The organism is Alteromonas sp. AO-Serp (genome assembly GCF_017849675.1).
GTDB classification, from domain to species: Bacteria; Pseudomonadota; Gammaproteobacteria; order Enterobacterales; family Alteromonadaceae; genus Alteromonas; species Alteromonas macleodii.
In genome coordinates this window covers 1-18,441 of sequence record NZ_JAFLMX010000206.1, presented here as the reverse complement: position 1 = coordinate 18,441, position 18,441 = coordinate 1, and the positions used below count along the sequence as shown (strand labels likewise).

15 protein-coding genes are annotated in these 18,441 nt (G+C 45.9%); 4 read left to right on the top strand and 11 right to left on the bottom strand.

What is annotated here, in order from left to right:
- Positions 1 to 55 precede the first annotated feature (55 nt).
- Positions 56 to 991 carry a rhamnogalacturonan acetylesterase gene (locus QVA83_RS13910; RefSeq protein ID WP_156078511.1) on the top strand — a complete coding sequence of 312 codons (936 nt, stop codon included), beginning with the start codon at positions 56 to 58 and terminating at the stop codon, positions 989 to 991.
- A 145-nt stretch (positions 992 to 1,136) separates the two neighbouring features.
- Here the strand turns inward: QVA83_RS13910 and QVA83_RS13905 are convergent, their stop codons facing one another.
- The 11 genes from QVA83_RS13905 to kduD all read right to left on the bottom strand — a co-directional run bounded on the left by QVA83_RS13905 (position 1,137) and on the right by kduD (position 13,018).
- Positions 1,137 to 2,108: a sugar kinase gene (locus QVA83_RS13905; protein ID WP_014976838.1), complete on the bottom strand. Its 972-nt coding sequence runs from the start codon at positions 2,106 to 2,108 to the stop codon at positions 1,137 to 1,139.
- A complete protein-coding gene (gene eda, locus QVA83_RS13900; RefSeq protein ID WP_014976837.1) occupies positions 2,105 to 2,743 on the bottom strand; it encodes a bifunctional 4-hydroxy-2-oxoglutarate aldolase/2-dehydro-3-deoxy-phosphogluconate aldolase in 639 nt (212 codons plus the stop codon). Before eda ends, QVA83_RS13905 begins: the two co-directional genes overlap by 4 nt.
- Entirely contained in the window at positions 2,743 to 4,284 is a 1,542-nt protein-coding gene (locus QVA83_RS13895) for a mannitol dehydrogenase family protein (protein ID WP_156078510.1), read from the bottom strand. Before QVA83_RS13895 ends, eda begins: the two co-directional genes overlap by 1 nt.
- A gap of 2 nt (positions 4,285 to 4,286) precedes the next feature.
- On the bottom strand, positions 4,287 to 5,702 hold the full coding sequence (gene uxaC, locus QVA83_RS13890) for a glucuronate isomerase (RefSeq protein ID WP_039225321.1): 1,416 nt from the start codon (positions 5,700 to 5,702) through the stop codon (positions 4,287 to 4,289).
- Between the two features lie 11 nt (positions 5,703 to 5,713).
- Positions 5,714 to 7,204: a UxaA family hydrolase gene (locus QVA83_RS13885; RefSeq protein WP_061486045.1), complete on the bottom strand. Its 1,491-nt coding sequence runs from the start codon at positions 7,202 to 7,204 to the stop codon at positions 5,714 to 5,716.
- Positions 7,205 to 7,413: 209 nt separating this feature from the next.
- Positions 7,414 to 8,430: a LacI family DNA-binding transcriptional regulator gene (locus QVA83_RS13880; protein WP_014949874.1), complete on the bottom strand. Its 1,017-nt coding sequence runs from the start codon at positions 8,428 to 8,430 to the stop codon at positions 7,414 to 7,416.
- Positions 8,431 to 8,576: 146 nt separating this feature from the next.
- Positions 8,577 to 9,872: a TRAP transporter large permease gene (locus QVA83_RS13875; RefSeq protein WP_156078509.1), complete on the bottom strand. Its 1,296-nt coding sequence runs from the start codon at positions 9,870 to 9,872 to the stop codon at positions 8,577 to 8,579.
- Positions 9,872 to 10,357, bottom strand: a complete 486-nt coding sequence (locus QVA83_RS13870) for a TRAP transporter small permease (protein ID WP_156078508.1) — start codon at positions 10,355 to 10,357, stop codon at positions 9,872 to 9,874. The genes QVA83_RS13875 and QVA83_RS13870 overlap by 1 nt, the downstream gene beginning before the upstream one ends.
- Before the next feature lie 2 nt (positions 10,358 to 10,359).
- A complete protein-coding gene (locus QVA83_RS13865; protein WP_039225579.1) occupies positions 10,360 to 11,343 on the bottom strand; it encodes a TRAP transporter substrate-binding protein in 984 nt (327 codons plus the stop codon).
- Between the two features lie 30 nt (positions 11,344 to 11,373).
- Entirely contained in the window at positions 11,374 to 12,219 is an 846-nt protein-coding gene (gene kduI, locus QVA83_RS13860; protein WP_156079122.1) for a 5-dehydro-4-deoxy-D-glucuronate isomerase, read from the bottom strand.
- A 40-nt stretch (positions 12,220 to 12,259) separates the two neighbouring features.
- Complete coding sequence (gene kduD, locus QVA83_RS13855) at positions 12,260 to 13,018, bottom strand: 2-dehydro-3-deoxy-D-gluconate 5-dehydrogenase KduD (RefSeq protein WP_014976831.1); 759 nt, start codon at positions 13,016 to 13,018, stop codon at positions 12,260 to 12,262.
- Between the two features lie 178 nt (positions 13,019 to 13,196).
- Here kduD and QVA83_RS13850 point away from each other — a divergent pair, with 178 nt between their 5' ends.
- The 3 genes from QVA83_RS13850 to QVA83_RS13840 form a co-directional block, all read left to right on the top strand.
- Complete coding sequence (locus QVA83_RS13850; protein ID WP_156079121.1) at positions 13,197 to 14,426, top strand: DUF4861 family protein; 1,230 nt, start codon at positions 13,197 to 13,199, stop codon at positions 14,424 to 14,426.
- A gap of 451 nt (positions 14,427 to 14,877) precedes the next feature.
- Entirely contained in the window at positions 14,878 to 16,734 is a 1,857-nt protein-coding gene (locus QVA83_RS13845; RefSeq protein ID WP_156078507.1) for an alkaline phosphatase PhoX, read from the top strand.
- A gap of 109 nt (positions 16,735 to 16,843) precedes the next feature.
- A partial coding sequence (locus QVA83_RS13840) for an Aq_1262 family (lipo)protein (RefSeq protein WP_287498601.1) occupies positions 16,844 to 18,441 on the top strand: 1,598 nt, incomplete at its 3' end.

The following is an 18,441-nucleotide window of genomic DNA, read 5'->3' as shown; positions in this document are numbered from 1 at the left end:
CACTTTTTGAGCAATTTGCATCGCAACAATAGAAATATTGAAAAGGAGAAAAGGTGTGAAAAATTCAAGTAAACCCACCACAGGGAATATATTCACCGCGCTGCGCTACAGTCTTGCAAGCGTTTTTGTTGTATCGAGTACTTTTGCAGTGGCAGACCAGCAAGGCACGAGTACACTTCACATTAGTTACGCGGCGCAATCTAGCGCTTATGCACTTACCAGTTCGGGTTCCCAAAGTGCTTCAATCCAAAGCGCTACTAATAAAGGCAGTGAAGAGGCTGTAAAAGCTCCACCCTACAAAAAGCCAGTTACCCTACATCTGGTCGGCGATTCAACCATGTCAGACAAGCCTATGTTGTCGTATCCAGAACGTGGGTGGGGGCAATTGCTTCCTGAATTCATGCTGCCCAATCTTAATATTAAAAACCACGCGGCTAACGGCAGAAGCACAAAGCGATTTGTAGATGAGGGACGCTGGCAGCTTCTGTTATCCGATCTGTCTGAAGGTGATTTTGTGGCTATTCAGTTTGGTCATAACGATCAAAAACAGTCGGATCCTGCTCGCTATGCCGACCCGGAAAATGCTTATCCAGCTTACTTGAATCAGTTTGTTCAGGATGTTGAAGCAAAAGGGGCATCAGTGATTATCGCAAGTAGTATTTGCCGGCGTCATTTCACTGAGGAAGGTGTGTTAAAACGGACGTTGCTGGCGTATGCCGATGCAGCGAAGAAAGTGGCAGCACAAAATAACGTGCCATTTATTCCTATGAACGCTTTAACTTGCGATTTTCTTGCTAAGGTAGGCGAGCCTAATAGCAACCATTACTTCATTAAGGTGCCCGCCGACCTTTATGCACGCTACCCTGAAGGCAAAACGGACGACACTCACTTGAACGTTGTGGGCGCGGCGAAAATGGCGCAAATATTCGTGCGACAGCTAAAAGCGACAGCGCACCCACTGTCAAAATACGTATATCGAGACACGTTGTAAGCTCACATAAAAATGAAGTGGCGCGTGATTGCGGGCGTGCCGCGTTTTTTTATTGGGGGATCGCCTTTATTTTAATTAGCGTGCTTGCTTATGGTTACAATGGCAGGAAATAGAAGAGAAAAGAAAGAGGAATGTCACATACCGACTATAGCGACGGTATGTGATTAGTGAAGGCATCACCTGATATAATAGCACCGGGGTAGGTAATCACAGTAGCTGCCACTTTTGCCCCATAGCTCGCGCTCTCAACAGGCTTTCTACCTGCAAGTCGAGCGGCCATATAACCGCCATTAAATGCATCGCCAGCAGCCGTTGTATCAACCACCTGTTCAACACGCTCAACAGGCACAATACATTGTTCTTGTTGACGGAGTATATGAACGCCAACCGCTCCGTTTTTCATAACGATTTCTTCAATCTGTTTGTCGGCTAAATAGCTAAATATTTCATCAGCATTGGTGTGGCCAAACAGCATTAAATGGTCGTCTGCACCTGGGAACGCCAAGTCTGCTTCAGCATATGCCTTACCCGTCCAGTATTTGGCATCTTCTTGAGATGACCAAAGGCGAGCTCGATAATTAGGATCAAAGGCAATCTTACTTCCTTTGGCCTTGAGGGACGAAATTAGTTCGAAAAGTGTAGCGCGCTGTTCGTCATCTAAAATGGCAATAGAGATACCGCTCAAATAAAACCAATCACAAGCAAATTCAGCGCCCTTCATAATGTTGAGCGTCTGTGTTGCTGCAGATTGGTTACGCCAATATGCAAAGGTTCTTTCACCTTCGTTGTCGTTGCGGATCATATACAGGCCAAGGTTACGCGACGACGAGCGAAACACTAAATCAGTGTTAATTTCGTGCTCACCCATTTTAAACAGCAGCTCATCGCTTAAAAAGTCAGCACCTATCGCTGTTAAGTAGCTAATGGAAGATGAAGGCAAGCAGCGTTTTAAATAAACCGCAGTGTTGTACGTGTCGCCAGCAAAGCTTTTCGCCATCAGATTATTATCTGTGTTTTCATCGCGCGTACTAACTGATGACTCACGCTGAGTGCTTCGAAGCTCTACCATGCACTCGCCAAAAATAACCATTCTTTGGTTGGTATCAACTATGCTCATGCCGCAGCCTCATCAAACAATGTTAGGCTTTGTTGACATGCCAAAGTTATAGCTTGCCAATTTTTTGCTTCAATGGCTGCCTTTGGCATCATCCATGTACCGCCTACTGCTCGAACATTGCCAAGCGAGAGATACTCATTCGCGTTGTCGCCATTAATGCCGCCGGTAGGGCAGAAGCAAACATCGCTGAATACGCTTGAAATCGCTTTAAGAAAAGGTGTACCGCCGCTAAGACTCGCAGGAAAGAACTTCATTTCGCGAATGCCTTTTTGGTGCGCCAAAAGAATATCGGCAGGCGTAGCGACGCCCGGCAAAAAGGGTGCATTTGAAGCAATCAGTGTATCGAGCAATGTCTCTGAGCTTGTGGGCGTTATCAAAAATTGCGCGCCTGCATCCAACGCTTCAAATACGTGGTTGCGATTTAACAATGTGCCCATACCCACAACGAGTTCAGGAAACTGTTTTCTAATGGCTGACAGGGCTTCAAATGCTGCGTCGCTGCGTTTCACTACTTCTATGTTGCACAGGCCGCTATTTGCAATTGCTTCTGCTAGGTGAAGCCCCTCGTCAACAGATTTAGGCTGAATAATAGGGAGTAATGGGGCGCCTTTAAGCATGGAAAAGGTACTTTTCATCACGCGGTTCCTTTTAGTGAATCTAGCGAACTTTCTGTTAACGTAGTGGGAGCAGAACCTTGCTGACCTTCGTTGCTGTTTTCGCGCGATAAAATGTTAAGCAGCTGATTAACTTTTTCGAGCACTTTTTCTTTGAACGTAGTGTTTACCGACAGTTCGGCGAACATGGTTTCAAGAGATAGCAATTTTTTTGCAAGTTCTATCGCCTGAAAGTCTACCGATTTTGCTGTGGCCCTTAACATACTATCTAGCGGGTCAGTGATAGTTTCGTTTAGACGTGCCTTGTTGTTTACAAATAGGCACCATGCCGCAACGGCACTGCAGAGCAAATCAATATTTCGTTTTGCTTTTAGGTTATCGCGTACTGTGTCGAGAATTCGAAATGGAATTTTCTGTGACCCATCCCAAGCAATTTGCGACAACAAGTGGCGAATATGCTTATTCTCATAGCGCTTAACAATGTCTTGTGCGTAAGCGTTCAGATCGAAGTCTTGTGTTCCGCTATCGGCATTCTCGTTATCACTGGATAGAGACGGAACAATTTCTTCTTTCAACATGGTTTGAATTAGTTGCTTTATGGCTGGGGTATGCATTGCGTCGAATACGGTTTCCTTGCCAAGCAATAACCCTATGTAGGCCAGTGTTGAATGTGTGCCGTTTAGAATGCGAAGCTTAGCTTTTTCAAAGAAGCTCACATCATGAGTAAAAGTAACGCCAACTTTATCCCAAGCGGGTCGTGGGCCAGAAAAATTATCTTCAACCACCCATTGAGTAAATGCCTCTCGCTGAATAGGCCAGTTATCAGTTAAACCCAGCTCAGCGGCAACGTTGGCTTTAAAGCTGTCTTCAGTTGCTGGCGTAATACTGTCAACCATAGTGCAGGGGAAGGCGATGTTCTCGCTGATCCATTGGCCGAGTGATTCGTCCGTTTTATTGGCGAACTCGGTCACCGCTTTTTGCAGCTTTTTACCGTTGTCTGACACGTTGTCACAGCTGATAATGGTAATATCTGCATAGCCTGCCTGCTTACGTTGTGCTAGCGCTTGCACAATTAGGCCAACTGCACTTACCGGTGTTTCTGGCGTGACTAAATCAGCTTTAATATCCGGATGATCAGTATCTAGATGACCTTGCGCATTAAGGCAATAGCCCTTTTCTGTCACGGTAAGCGTCACAATTTTAGTTTGCTTGTTTACCAGTGCAGCAACAATGTCTTCACGATCATGTGCTAATGTAGAAAGGGTTTTAATTGCGCCGATAATGTGGGTTTCAGGCTCGTTATCAACAATACACAACGCATAGAGATTGTCTTGTGTACTCAACGCTTCTTTAAGAGATGCGCTGCGCATTGACACACCGTGAATGCGCCAGTCACCGCCATAAGCCAGCGCCTTTTCGGTATAATACGCTTGGTGCGCACGGTGAAAGGCACCTGGACCAATATGCACAATGCCACAACCGGTTGCTTCCAGATCGTAATTTGGTTTACTTACGCTGTCACTTAAAAGAGGTAGCGTTGAAATTGATAACGGCTTTGTCATGATTACCCCAGTTTGTACGCTTGTTTAGCAAAATCATAAGTTAGTTTTCTTGCAATGCTGGCCGCTTCTGTTTCACTGATGCGGTGCTCCACAACTAGCTGTGCAAGGAAGCGACAATCAATGCGTCTGGCAACATCATGACGTGCAGGAATAGACAAGAACGCGCGCGTATCGTCATTAAAACCAACAGTATTGAAGAAACCTGCGGTTTCTGTCACTTGATGTCTAAAGCGCAACATGCCTTCAGGGCTATCGTGGAACCACCAAGAAGGACCAAGTTTCAGGCAAGGGTAGTGGCCTGCAAGTGGTGCTAATTCACGGCTGTACGTGGTTTCATCTAATGTAAATAGAATAATGTCGAGGTTAGGCTCGTTACCGTATTTACCGAGTAACGGGCGAAGCGCTTTAACAAAATCTGTTTGCATTGGAATGTCGTGGCCTTTATCGCGACCAAACTGTGTAAAGAGCTGACTGTTGTGGTTTCTAAACGAACCAGGGTGAATTTGCATCACCATGCCGTCTTCTACACTCATTCCCGCTAATTCGGTAAGCATTTGGGCTCTAAATAGCTCTTGCTCTTCAGCGTTACTGTTTCCGCTTCTTACTTTATCGAATAAAGCAATACACTCAGCTTCACTTAAATCAGCTGTGTTCGCCGTTGGGTGTCCGTGATCTGTTGCTGTCGCACCGTGCTCTCTAAAGACGGCACGTCGTGCACGAATTGCGTTCAGGTAGCCCTGCCAGGTTGCAGTGTCTTCACCGGTGAGTTCACCAAGTTTCTCAATGTTTGAAACAATATCTTCGCGTGAAGCATCGACTACATCATCAGGTCTAAAGGTGGTGATAACCCGCTTTGCCCACGGTGTATCTTTAATCGCTGCGTGATGGGGAAGGGCATCAAGCGCGCCTTCGGTGGTAGCAATCACTTCAATATTGAAGCGGTCCATCAGCGCACGGGGTTTAAAGTCATCCCCTTGAAGCTGCGCAGTGATGTGGTCGTAATAATGCGTTGCGTTGTCGCTACACAACATCTCTCGCAAACCAAATACATCGTGAAATACAGTGTCTAACCACAAACGCGATGGTGTGGCAGCAAATAGATGATAGTTATCTGCCAGAAGTTTCCAGATTTTACGTGGATCCTTTTCCGTTTCGCCGCCGTCCCAACGTGGCACACCAATATCGGTTAATTTAATACCTTGGCTATACAGCATTCTGAACACATAGTGATCAGGGGTGATAAACAACTCGGTTGCATTGGTGAAATTATTGTTTTGTGCAAACCAACGTGGGTCAGTATGGCCATGTGGACTTATGATAGGGAGATCTCGAATTTCCTTATACAGCGCCTTTGCAACACTTCGGGTTGCTTCATCGGCAGGAAAAAGTCTATCTTCATGTAATAATATCGATTCCATAACGCTCTCTTTTAGAGGGTGACGCCACGTTTCCAAATAGCAATCTCATGGCTGCCATTCTTCTCGTTGCAGGTTTGTTGACCAGATGCCACTGCCAAACAATGTTGGAGTAGCGCTTCGGCACACTTATCGATAGAGACGCCTTCTAGAACTTGTCCAGCGTTAAAATCTATCCAATGTGGCTTCTTATTAGCGATATCTGAATTTGACGATATCTTGACTGTGGGTACAGGAAAACCAAGGGGCGTGCCTCGGCCTGTGGTGAATAAAACGATATGTGCCCCCGATGCTGCCAACGCCGTTGAACTAACGGCATCGTTACCAGGTGCTTGTAATAAACTTAAGCCTTTGTCTTGCTTTGGCTCGCCATACTGCAAGATAGACTGAATAATAGAGGTTCCACCTTTTTGAACCGCGCCGAGTGACTTTTCTTCTAGCGTGGTTAATCCGCCAGCTTTATTGCCTGGAGACGGGTTTTCGTAAATAGGTTGGTTGTGGGCGATAAAGTAGTTCTTAAACTCATCAATCAGCGAGTTAAACGCCTCAAATACGTCTTTGTTTTTAGCGCGATTCATTAAGAGCTGTTCGGCACCAAACATTTCTGGCGTTTCGGTTAAAATGACCGAGCCACCTAGATTACACATTAAATCGGTAACACGCCCTACTGTTGGGTTGGCAGTAATACCGCTAAAAGCGTCGCTACCACCACACTTCATGCCTAAGGTTAATTCGCTAGCGTCGATAGGCTCACGTTTGTCATTAGCCATTACTTTTAACAAGTCATAAACCGCATTGACGCCTTCTTCTAACTCATCTACCACTTCTTGTGCGTTGTAGAAGCGAACCCGATTTGCCGGTTTATCAACGTGAGGCAGTAAACTCTTAAGCTGATTGTTTTCGCAACCCAAGCCTACAATTAACACCGCACCAGCGTTCGGGTGAGATGCGAGAGAGGCTAAGATAGTGCGCGTGTCATCTAAATCATCGCCCAGCTGAGAACAGCCAAAAGGGTGGGTAAATGCGCGGAACCCGTCGCACTCGCTAGCGAAACGGCGATTACATTCGTTGGCAATACGGTCTGCTGTTCGATTTACGCAGCCTACGGTATTGATGATCCACACTTCATTGCGAATACCCACTTTTCCATTTTCTCTTCTGTAGCCCATGAACTGTAACCCAGAAGTAAGATGGTTTTGTTTTGAAGCGGTATTTGACGGCGCGTAAACGTATTGTTCAGTGCCTTTTAACTTAGTCTTTGCGTTATGGCTGTGAACATGTTCACCAGCATTAATTTGGCTTGTTGCAGCACCAATGCTGAAACCATATTTTACGATGTCGCCACCGTCTGACAGGGTAACTAAGGCAACTTTATGGCCAGCAGGAATGTCTTGGCTAACTGTAATGTCATATTCAGCGATGTAAGTGCCAGCCACGATAGGGCAGGTTGCAACCGCAACGTTATCGTTATTATGCACTTTAACTAGTTGTGTTTTAACGTCCATTACAAGTCCTGCTTTATCTTTACGGCTTATTTAACCGCTAAGCGTTGTTAAATAAGCACTGTGTATTTAAAAAGAGCGATAGATTAGAAAACGTTGCTTTTTACGCTCTGTTTACAAATTGTTTATTTTTAACATTCTTTTTTATTGTCGTGCCACCGGTGGCATAATAGGTCGAAAAAGAAGTGTTAGCAACACTTCATTGTAAAAAATCACACTTTTTTAATTGAATCGCGAATAATTAGGTGAGGTTTGACCAGATACGTTTCGGTTTCACTAACTTCACTGCCTTCGATGTGCGCGATGATTTTACGCGCTGCGATAGCTGCCATATCGCCAACGGGACGTTGAACAGTAGTAAGGGCAGGGATTACACGGGCAGCAAGTAGGTTGTCATCGAACCCCGCGACGGATAGTTCGTCAGGTACGGTTATTCCCATTTCATGAGCCACTTTCAATACGCCTGCTGCCATTTCATCGTTGTTTGCAAAAATAGCTTTAACTCGTGGTGACTGAATAAGCAATTGACGCGCGCATTCTATACCGCTTTCAAAGCTGTTTTTACCCTCAATTACCCTGTTTTTAGGTACATCGACACCCAGGCCGTTAAGCGTTTCAACAAAGCCTTCCAAACGCTCTTTTGAGGAATAATACTGTTGCGGACCGCTGATGATACCAATGTCTTTATGACCTAGTGAAACCATATAGCGCGCTAAGTCACTTAAAGCAGCTCTGTCGTCACTCACTACGATATTTTGATGGTCATCTAAATCTACTGACGCCATTCGCACATAGTTAATGCTCTTTTGTTGCAGCGCGTCGGCTAATAACTTCGATTCGGATACCGGTGGCAATATGATGACACCATCTATGTTTGAACGACGCACAAAGTTAATACAGTCTTCTACAAAACCTTCGGCATTATAACTACAAGGGTGTACAACTAACTCATAACCCTTTTGAGAACATATGCTTAACACGCCTCTTTGTACTTGGTCTATATACAAGGCATCGGGGTTGTCATAAATCAAGCCTATCAAGTAAGAGCGGCTTGTACTTAAACCACGCGCTTGCTTGTCAGGGGCAAACCCCGTTTCTTGAATGACCGCTTCAATGCGCTCACGTGTTGCTTTTCCCACATTGGTTGCACCGTTAATGACGCGTGACACGGTACGTTTTGATACACCTGCTAGGGCTGCAACATCATTGATAGTCGGGCGCTTGTTCATAATTCTCTGTTTTTCCGCGCTATTATGTCGTTACTTCCGATATTACCATACAAATACGGGCAATATGTTTTTGTTACTTAAAAGTGAAAGTTCGTGTGATCAAACTCCGCCTGACCACACTTTTCAGTTTTGATGATTCTACCTTACTAAAATCCTAGTGCTCGTGGTAGCGCTTCGCTGAACCATGCGACATACGTAACTAGCATAAGAACGACAAACATAGCCACATATAAAGGTATTAGTGGTCGAATGATGTTCTCAAGTTTGGTTTTGGCAATGGCACAGGTAATGAAAAGTACGGCGCCGACGGGCGGTGAGCACAATCCAATAGACAGGTTGAGTACGAGCATGATGCCGAATTGCAGTTCGCTCATTCCAAGTTCTAAGGCCACCGGCAAAAATATGGGCGTAAAAATAAGTACGGCAGGTGTCATATCCAAGAATGCACCAACTACGATAAGCAATAGGTTGATTAAGAGAAGAATAAGTAATGGGTTATCGCTTATCGACAACAGTGCGTTACTTAAGGTTTGCGGAATGTTCTCAAACGACAATAGCCAAGACATCGCCGTTGAGGCCGCGATAAGCAGCATTACAATTGCCGTCGTTTCTGCCGCCTTCAAGAAAATATCAGGTAGGGCTTTCGCATCCACTTCTTTATAAAACACCACAGCTAACAGCAATGAGTAAACCACCGCAATGGCACCAGCTTCGGTAGCGGTAAAAACGCCGCCCACAATGCCGCCAATCACTATGAATATGAGGAATAGGGAAGGGAGTGCTGCGATAGTTTTTTCGACAACTACTTTAATAGGAAGTCGCGGCGATAGCGGGTATCCCTTCATTTTTGCGTAGATAAAGCACACCAGCATGAGCGCTAGACCCACCATAATGCCTGGAATATAGCCAGCCATAAAAAGGGCGGCGATGGATACGCCACCGCTAGCGATTGCGTATACAATTAAGATATTACTTGGTGGAATTAACATTCCCGTAGTTGATGCAGCGGCAGTGACCGCTGCGCTAAAATTCGGCTCGTAGCCCGCTTTTTTCATTTCGGGCAACATGAAGCTGCCAATTGCAGATGTAGTCGCTACCGCAGACCCTGAAATTGCACCAAAAAGCATGCAGGAAACGACGTTCACCAAGGCTAAACCACCGGGAAGCGCACCAATAAGCGCCATTGCACATTCAATTAATCGCTTGGCTATCCCGCCGCGTCCCATGATAAGGCCAGATAAAACAAAAAATGGGATTGCCAAGAGCGCAAAGCTATTAAGACCACCTGCCATACGCTGGGCAATAGTAATGGTAGCCGGAGCAATGTCCATGCTCATTATCATAGCAAGCAGCGTGGCTACACCAATGCTGATTGAAATGGGAACATTTAAAAGAAGGAGTACAAAAAAGGCGACGACTAAGATAATACCGGTCAGTTCCATTACGCTGACTCCTTATTGTTGTTTCGCCAAAGTGCAGTAATGTTAACCAGTGCATAGGCAATGATAAGGCCTCCAGATAAGGGAAGCACGCTATAGATAAAGCCCATTTTCACACCTAGCGCTGCTGAGATTTGCTCTAGCTCTAATGTAAGAGACACTAGTTCAGCGCCGCCGTAAACCATCACCAAAACACAGAAGATAATGACAATGACTTCAACGGAGGTAAGTAGAAGGCGTTTCACTTTACGAGACTGACGCTCAACAATTAAGTTGAACCCCAAATGCGCGTTTTGGCGATAGGCGTAGGCCGCACCTAAGATGCCAATCCAAATAAGTATGAACCTAGACAACTCTTCGGTGACCGAAGCAGGGTCTTTAAGTACGTAACGTGAGACCACTTGCCAAATTACGGTAAGTAAAATACTTACCATGGCAATAATAAGGGTGCCGGCTAAGGCTTTATCGATGAGGCGTATTATTGTCATTGTTACATCGCTTTTATTTGCGTAATTAAGTCGCCAATTGGCGTGTTTTCAAAGCTCTTATGAAAAGGCTTTACCGCTTCAACGAAAGGCGCTTTATCAGGCGTAATAACTGTGACGCCTTCGGCTTTTACCTTTTCTAAAGAGGCTTGCGTAGATGTTTTCCAAAGTTCGCGTTGGTATTCAACAGAGTCTTCCATTGCTTTGGTTAGCCACGTTCGCTGCTGTTCATTCAAACTTTCCCATACCGGCAGCGATGCCAGCATGACGTCTGGAACACTGGTATGCTCGTCAAGGCTGTAGTAACGGGCAATTTCATAATGACGTGAAAGGTAGTAGCTGGGCGGGTTATTCTCTGCGCCGTCTACAACGCCTTGCTGAAGCGCAGTGTACAGTTCTCCCCAGGCAACGGGGGTTGCAGCTCCTCCAAGTGCGCGAACTGTTGCTACTGCAGTAGGGCTGTTCAATACGCGAATTTTGAGCCCGTTCAGATCGCTTGGTGTTTCTATTGGTTTATCGTTGGTGTAAAAACTGCGGCTTCCCGCATCGTAATAGCCGAGACCTTTAAGTCGGAAGTCTTCAACACCAGATAACAACTCATCGCCTAAATCGCTGTTTAATACACGCCAGAAGTGTTCGTTATCGCGGAAAATGTAAGGAATGCTAAAAATCTTCATTTCGGGAGCAAACCCTTCCAAAGGACTTGCCGACACCTTAGTCATGGCGAGTGAGCCAATCTGCAGCAGTTCTACCATCTCCCTCTCGGTTCCCAGCTGGCTGCTCGGGTAAATAACCACACTCATTGTACCGTCAGAATAGTAATCTAGGCGCTCTCCAAGATATTCCATTGCTTTATGTACTGAGTGTTGAGTGTCCAACGTATGCCCCAAACGCAATACGGTGACTTCGCCTTGCAGTTCATTTTGCGAACACGCCGAGGTTAGCAACAGGGCCGTGGCTGACAGTGTGAGTTTTATATACCGCAACATAATCATTACACCTAATTAGAGCAGGGCTGCTTAACGCAACTGTGAAGGCGGAAACTTATCCATATCATCGTAATCCAGGTTTTCACCTGCCATTCCCCAGATAAATGCATAGCTTCCAGTACCTACACCACAATGAATGGACCAAGGTGGCGATACCACGGCTTCTTCATTCGCTACAAAAATATGGCGAGTTTCGTGAGGTTCGCCCATGAAGTGACATACGCGGCTTTCGCTATCCATATCAAAGTAAAAGTACACTTCATTGCGTCGGTCATGTTGATGAGCTGGCATGGTGTTCCAGACGGAGCCTTTGTGCAGACGCGTTAGTCCCATTTGAAGCTGACAAGTATCGACAACAGTATTGATAAGTAACTGTTTGATATCACGCTTGTTGGAGGTTTCCTGACTGCCTAAGTGAAGGATGTTTGCATCTGTGCTGCCTATTTTTTTGCAGGGATAGGCGTGGTGAGCCGGCGCCGAGTTTAAGTAATATTTGGCAGGATTGGACGCATTGTCCGACTCAAAAATGACTTCTTCATTGCCTTGTCCGATGTACAAGGCCTCTTCATTATCTAGGTGATAAGTGGTGCCTGAAACAGTAATGGTTCCGGGCCCGCCGATATTAATTACACCGACTTCGCGACGGGCGGTAAAGAACGGCATCTTTAACTGATCTTCAATGGTTTCTAGCGTTAGCGCTGACGTTGTCGGTACGGCACTTCCAAGCATAAAGCGTTCGTAGTGGGTGTATATCCATACGACTTCACCTTGTGTCATTAGGGTGTTGACTAAAAACGCGTCACGCAATTCTTGCGTGTTGTAAGCATTGGCCTCTTTACGACCGATAGCATATCGGGTGTCTATTTTCTTGCTCATGTCTTTTCTATCGCTCATGGCTGTATCCCCCATTCGTTAATTAACGTGCTAGAAAGCCGCCGTCGACAGCAAGGATATGGCCGTTTACGTAATTGCTTGCTGCGCTCGCAAGAAATACCGCCGCACCTGCTAAATCATCACTTTCCCCCCAGCGATTAGCTGGAATGCGGGCACAAATTTCAGCACTGCGCGTTTCATCATCTTGCAGTGCTTGGGTGTTATCGGTTTTGATGTAACCTGGCGCAATTGCGTTCACCTGCACATTGTATTGGCCCCATTCGTTTGCTAGCGCTTTCGTAAGGCCCGCAATGGCGTGCTTACTCGCGGTGTAGGCAGGAACGGTGATGCCACCTGTATAACTTAACATTGATGCAATATTGATGATTTTGCCTTGTCCCCGTTCTACCATCGTCTTGCCAATAGTTTGGCTAAGTAGGAAAGCTGAATCGATGTTGACAGCAAGCACGTTTTTCCACTCGTCAAAAGGAAAGTCGGTTGCTGGTGCTCTGAAAATAGTGCCGCCGTTATTCAGCAGGATGTCGATGTGTCCTTTAATGCTTAACGCATCTTCAGCAAGTTTAACTACCGCGTCGGCATCAGCGAGGTCGGCATCTAATGCCATGGCTTGACCACCTTCACTTTGAATTTTACGTAGTGTCTCGTCACATCCACCTGGTCGAGAACTGGCGCAGATGACGAAGGCGCCAGAAGTGGCGAGTGCTAAAGCAAGCGCTTGGCCTATACCTCGACTTGCTCCGGTCACTAATGCGGTTTTACCTTCTAGGCTAAAGTTGACCATGTAATTTACCTTTCACTAAATGGTTCATGGGTATGACGAATTTTATCGACATACTAAATTGAAAAATCTCGTTAACAAAATTTAAAATAATTGCCACCGGTGGCATTTGTCAATATATTGTTTATAAATATCGTTAATTAGTTAAATGCGTTAACAACCGATGGAGAGCATAAAAGTGATGAAATTTAGTAAGATAGGTCTAATTTTGGTGCCATTATTGGCAAGTTGCTCACAAGGGGATATAAATTCGGCTTTGTCTGTTAAGGTGAAAAATTCGGCAGACGGTGGTAGCGGCGATCAAATTTTTGAAGTATCTCTGCCCCCGCAATATTCGGGGTGGAAGTTAAAGCAATATCCGTCAGAATGGATTGAGAATAGCGAAGGGCAAGCGGTGTTACTAGGTGCAGCATCCATTGCGCCAGGAAGTAGTGCGTCATTGGAACTTATGCCACCTGAGCAAGCTACGAATGTTAACCTCCAAGACCGGGCACACGCTGAACTTTCCGTAAGAACAGGAGGAGAGTGGCAAGACGCAGTATATAGCGCTGAGGGTTTTTCTTTTGAAGAAGTTACCTCATTCACATCGCCTCCGCAATTGACCGATCATTCTTACTTTTTGCGTTACGAAGGACCAGGTTGGGAGTCTGATCAAATGGGCTATCGCCTTTATCTTGATTGGCGTAACGCTATTGATGTCTTTGTTAAAGCGAACGACAGTGTAGTATTACCTGAGGTGGGGCAAGACGGCTACGATAGTTATCATAATTTATCTTCGTGGGGTGGAGACGCGCTTAAAGTTGGTAAATCGTTGGGCGTGGGTGCGCTAGGTCGATTAACAGAACAAGAAACCCAAGACTCCTCAACGCAGACAGTTATGCACTTTCAGCATGTAGAGAATACGCAATACCAATTAGTCTCGAACTCTCAGTTGCGGGCTGAGTTCGAGGTTGGCTACGAAGGGTGGTCATCGTCTGATGCGAAAGCGGACAGCATCGACGTTACCACGCACTATCGAATTGATGCGTTTGACCCCACCACCCACATCAGCGTTTCTGTATCAGAGCCATCGGATAATATTGTCGCAGGTCTAGTGGCGCACGATGGAATGCAGGTGATTAAAGCCGAGCGTGGTGAGTGGGGCGTTGTAGCGACTTGGGGAACGCAAAGTATCTTGGCAGATAATGACAACTTAGGATTGGCCGTTGTTTATCGATTAGATCAGGTCGAAAAGGTATTCGAGGGTGAACATGACCACCTTGTATTGTTCAAACCTTTAACCGCTTTAGATTATAAAATTCTCGCGGTTTGGCCTAAGCGCAGTAGTGATGTACAAACTGCAAAGCAGTTTGAAGATTATCTGGTTAATAAATTAAAGATGTATAATCATCCTCTTACCGTCTTAAACTAAGTATTACTTAGCGACCAGGCTAGCGGGCCGTAGCGAAATGCGTAGCCCGTTAGCTTATACCATGCCTTTCTCTAATTGCCTTCTCCAACTACCCTCTTTTTCCATTTTAGCCCATCCAACTTTCAAGCAGTTATGTCCTGTTGTGTTCACGGGCACAAAGCTCTGACCAGTATTGTGAAACAAATAATTCATAAACTGACTGAGTGGTTTAGGTTTTCTTGATTGAGCATTCAATAATCCCAATGATTACAGCGCCTTCGTAAATCTTCGCATTTGTTTTATTCGTTTTTTCAGACCCTTGTGTCAACAAAGCTTCATTTTGGTGTCAATTCACTGTCACCGGAATGTCACAAATGTCCTCCAGACTTTCGCCCGCTAAGACCGTTTACTGAGGTGAGTCTTCTGCTTACCTCCACTCAACATCGAAAACAAGTATAAGCAAGGAACTATAATGAAAAGCGAAACTCTTCGTGGAATTAAGTATTCAGCGATAGCACTGGCTGTAACACTAGGGATGACTGCCTGTTCACTGGAAGGTGACGATGGCGAAGACGGTGTACAAGGCCCTGTAGGTGAGCAAGGCCCAGTAGGAGATCAAGGCCCGGTGGGCGACCAAGGTCCTCAAGGTGATAGTGCAGGTACGCTAACACGTATCGCTACGGTTCCACTTGGTGCAGAAGTGACCGGTATATTCTTAACAGACGAAGGCGATTTATTTTTTAACGTTCAGCACCCGTCTGGCACTAATGCGGCGACAACCAGTGTAAATGCAATGCCTATCAACACCGGCACAGTGGGCGTGCTTGCAGGTGCTAATTTCAACAATCTGCCAGTAACATTACCAAATTCACCTGTACCAAGCTCAGATGAAGAAAAAGAGCTGGTGGTTTCTGCCATTGGTCAATATCAAGTACTCGGACAAACGGGCGACACTTTCGGTACTGACCTACCAGAAGGCTTAGGTCACATCTACACATTGGATGGCGAAGAGTTGGTTCTTGAAAATGACATGCCTGATTTTAACGGCTTCATCTCAACCGCCGAAGGCGAAGGTTACCTTTTCTCGAACTGGGAAGAGCTTCCTGGCGGTATGAGCCGCATGAAAGTTGAAAAAGACGAGTTCGGTATGTGGGAAGTAACTGAAGCCATGATGCTGGACTTCTCGCCAGTATGGGGAACGGCGGCAAACTGCTTTGGTTCAATGTCACCTTGGGGTACACCGCTTACTTCAGAAGAGTGGGTGGTTGATTCGGCGGTGGATACGACAACATCACCAAGCTGGAATAACCCAGAGGCCGTTTCTACAGATGCGCGCTTAAGTCGTATGTGGCAAATGACGGCGCCAGATGCGCCAAACCCTTACAACTATGGCTACATTGCGGAAGTAACAGAGCCGTTGGCTGATGAGCCGGTTATTGTTAAGCATTTTGCCATGGGCCGTTACGAGCATGAGAACTCAACGGTCATGCCTGACGGCAAAACGGTTTACCTTTCTCAAGATGATACGGGTGGCGTACTGTTTAAGTTTGTCGCAGACACAGCTGAAGACTTATCGGCAGGTACACTCTACGGCGCTAAGCTCACTCAGGATGCAGGTCAGAATGATCCTGCGACAACTGGTTTTGCGGTTGAATGGGTGGAATTAGCTAGCGGTGATAACCTGACTATTCGCGCATGGATTGATGAATACAATGGAATTGGTACCGACGATTACGTAGATGGCCAAAGCTCTTACATCACTATGGCCGACGTTCAGGCGTGGGCTGATGGCGATGCGACCTATCCAACAGTAGAGGAAGGTGGCTCTAGCGTAACTGCAGGTCAACCGATGGATAACCGCGTTGCGTTCTTAGAAAGTCGTGCAGCGGCACGTCTTAAAGGGGCTACCGCAGAGTGGAGAAAACTGGAAGGTATCTCAATCAACCAGAAACGCGCAAAAGAAGCGGTCGAAGGTGTAGATACTATCGAAGGTGAAGTGGTACAGAATGCTTATCTTTACATCGGCATTGCAGATATCGACAACACAATGATCGACGGTGAAGGCGATATGCAGCTTTCAGCTCGTGTTAAAGACTGTGGTGGCGTTTATCGTGCCAAGCTTGAAGAAGGCTATAACATCTCTCGTATTGAACCTGTGGTGATGGGCGGTACGTACCGTTCAAGCCTAACCGGCGCGGAGCGTTGCGACGTTGAGCAGCTTTCTCAACCAGATAACGTAGTGGTGATGAACGACGGCCGTATTCTTATCGGAGAAGACGGTTTCCAAGAAAACAATACGCTTTGGATGTATGAGCCAGCAGATAAGTAAGTTTTCTTTTTAATTTAAAAATACTCCGGGTACCTAGGGCCTGTTAACCTTTGGTGTACAACAAAGGTCAACAGGCCCTACGTACCCGGGTTTTTCCGTTGTGACGATTATGAAAATGTTAAAAATTACTTCAGGTGTAGGCATTCTACTTTCACTACTTATCAGTGCAGGATGTACCGAGGACACGGGGGCTGATGTAAGCAATCAGTCAAATTACGACCTAAGCTCATCTCGCTACACCAATGATGCACACGCGCCTTCATCTACTCAGAAAAAGACCGACAGCGCGCACACATACCCTTATCAAGAAGGCGATGCTATTCCCGCTCTGGCATATATTGAGCACAATGAAGTGTATAACCCTGAATCGGTTATTCCTCCTCAGTGTTACACAAAAACGGAAGGCGTTAACAACCCGTGTTACGCATGCCATCAAAGTTACGATTCAATGGAAAAGCGTCCCAATCAAATGGGTGATGGCACACTACAGGGTAACTACGAATTTTCTGACGTAGGCTTAACGAACAGCTGGAAAAACCTGTTTATTGACCGTACATCACTGATTGCGAGCATTGATGATGCCACAATTAAAAAATATATAGCGCAAGATAACTACACATCTTCGCTTAACAATGACGCCATGCCAGATTACATGCGTATTAAAAATTTGAGCGCTGCTGACGAAGCGTTTGACGACGACGGTTTTGCTAAAGATGGCAGTGGATGGGTGTCGTATAATTACAAGCCATTCCCAAGTACCTTCTGGCCAACTAACGGGTCAACCGGCGATGCGATGATCAGGCTTCCTGAAAGCTTTCAAACGCTAAAAGGCGAGTATAATAAGGCTATCTATACATTGAACCTAAGCTTGGTTGAAATGGCGCTTAAAGAGCTGGATACGTTAACTGTGGCGCCGGTCAACGAATTAGCGTTGAACCTTGACGTAAACCAAGACGGAAAACTTACCAATTCAGTGACTGAAATCGCTCGTTTGTCGCATTATGTTGGCGACGCAAGCGATGTTCCGCTAGCGCACATGCTTTACCCCGAAGGTACAGAATTCTTACATACCGTGCGCTACATTGGCGTGGATGAAAACGGGAATATTTATAACGCGCCGCGTATGAAGGAAGTGCGCTACATGAAAAAGCATATGTTCAGAAGCAGAGAAAGCTTAGCATCTGCCTATTATGCGGAAGCAAAAGATAAGCATTTTGAAAAGCTGCCCCAAACCCGCTACCTAGGTGAAAAAGGGATAGACAACGGCTTTGGCTGGACAATTAATGGCTTCATTGAAAATGAGCAGGGCGAACTTCGTGCACAGCACGATCAAGAGCTTGCGTTTTGTAACGGCTGTCACAAAACAGTAGGGTCAACCTTCGACCAAACATTTTCATTTGCACGGAAAGTTCCCGGACAAGCAGGGTGGGGCTATATAGACCTGCGTGAAATTGAAGATGTGCCAAATATTAACGAGGAAAAAGGCGAGTTCCTTTCTTATATGGAGCGCGTGGGCGGTGGCGATGAGTTCCGTCAAAACGGAGAAATGCTGGCTAAGTGGTTTGATGAAAAAGGCATGGTTAAGGCAGAAGAAGTGCAGCGTGCTAGTTCAGTATACGACATCATTACCCCTTCTCCCGAGCGTGCCTATGCGTTAAATAAGGCCTATTTAACGATAGTGAAAGAGCAAAGCTATTTGTTTGGACG

Excerpts from the sequence above, each read along its gene's own strand:
- QVA83_RS13885 (WP_061486045.1), bottom strand. The coding sequence starts at position 7,204 with ATGGACGTTAAAACACAACTAGTTAAAGTGCATAATAACGATAACGTT.
- QVA83_RS13905 (WP_014976838.1), bottom strand. The coding sequence starts at position 2,108 with ATGAGCATAGTTGATACCAACCAAAGAATGGTTATTTTTGGCGAGTGC.
- kduI (WP_156079122.1), bottom strand. The coding sequence starts at position 12,219 with ATGAGCAAGAAAATAGACACCCGATATGCTATCGGTCGTAAAGAGGCC.
- QVA83_RS13865 (WP_039225579.1), bottom strand. The coding sequence starts at position 11,343 with ATGTTGCGGTATATAAAACTCACACTGTCAGCCACGGCCCTGTTGCTA.
- uxaC (WP_039225321.1), bottom strand. The coding sequence starts at position 5,702 with ATGGAATCGATATTATTACATGAAGATAGACTTTTTCCTGCCGATGAA.
- QVA83_RS13850 (WP_156079121.1), top strand. The coding sequence starts at position 13,197 with ATGAAATTTAGTAAGATAGGTCTAATTTTGGTGCCATTATTGGCAAGT.
- QVA83_RS13845 (WP_156078507.1), top strand. The coding sequence starts at position 14,878 with ATGAAAAGCGAAACTCTTCGTGGAATTAAGTATTCAGCGATAGCACTG.
- kduD (WP_014976831.1), bottom strand. The coding sequence starts at position 13,018 with ATGGTCAACTTTAGCCTAGAAGGTAAAACCGCATTAGTGACCGGAGCA.
- QVA83_RS13895 (WP_156078510.1), bottom strand. The coding sequence starts at position 4,284 with ATGACAAAGCCGTTATCAATTTCAACGCTACCTCTTTTAAGTGACAGC.
- QVA83_RS13870 (WP_156078508.1), bottom strand. The coding sequence starts at position 10,357 with ATGACAATAATACGCCTCATCGATAAAGCCTTAGCCGGCACCCTTATT.
- QVA83_RS13875 (WP_156078509.1), bottom strand. The coding sequence starts at position 9,872 with ATGGAACTGACCGGTATTATCTTAGTCGTCGCCTTTTTTGTACTCCTT.
- eda (WP_014976837.1), bottom strand. The coding sequence starts at position 2,743 with ATGAAAAGTACCTTTTCCATGCTTAAAGGCGCCCCATTACTCCCTATT.
- QVA83_RS13880 (WP_014949874.1), bottom strand. The coding sequence starts at position 8,430 with ATGAACAAGCGCCCGACTATCAATGATGTTGCAGCCCTAGCAGGTGTA.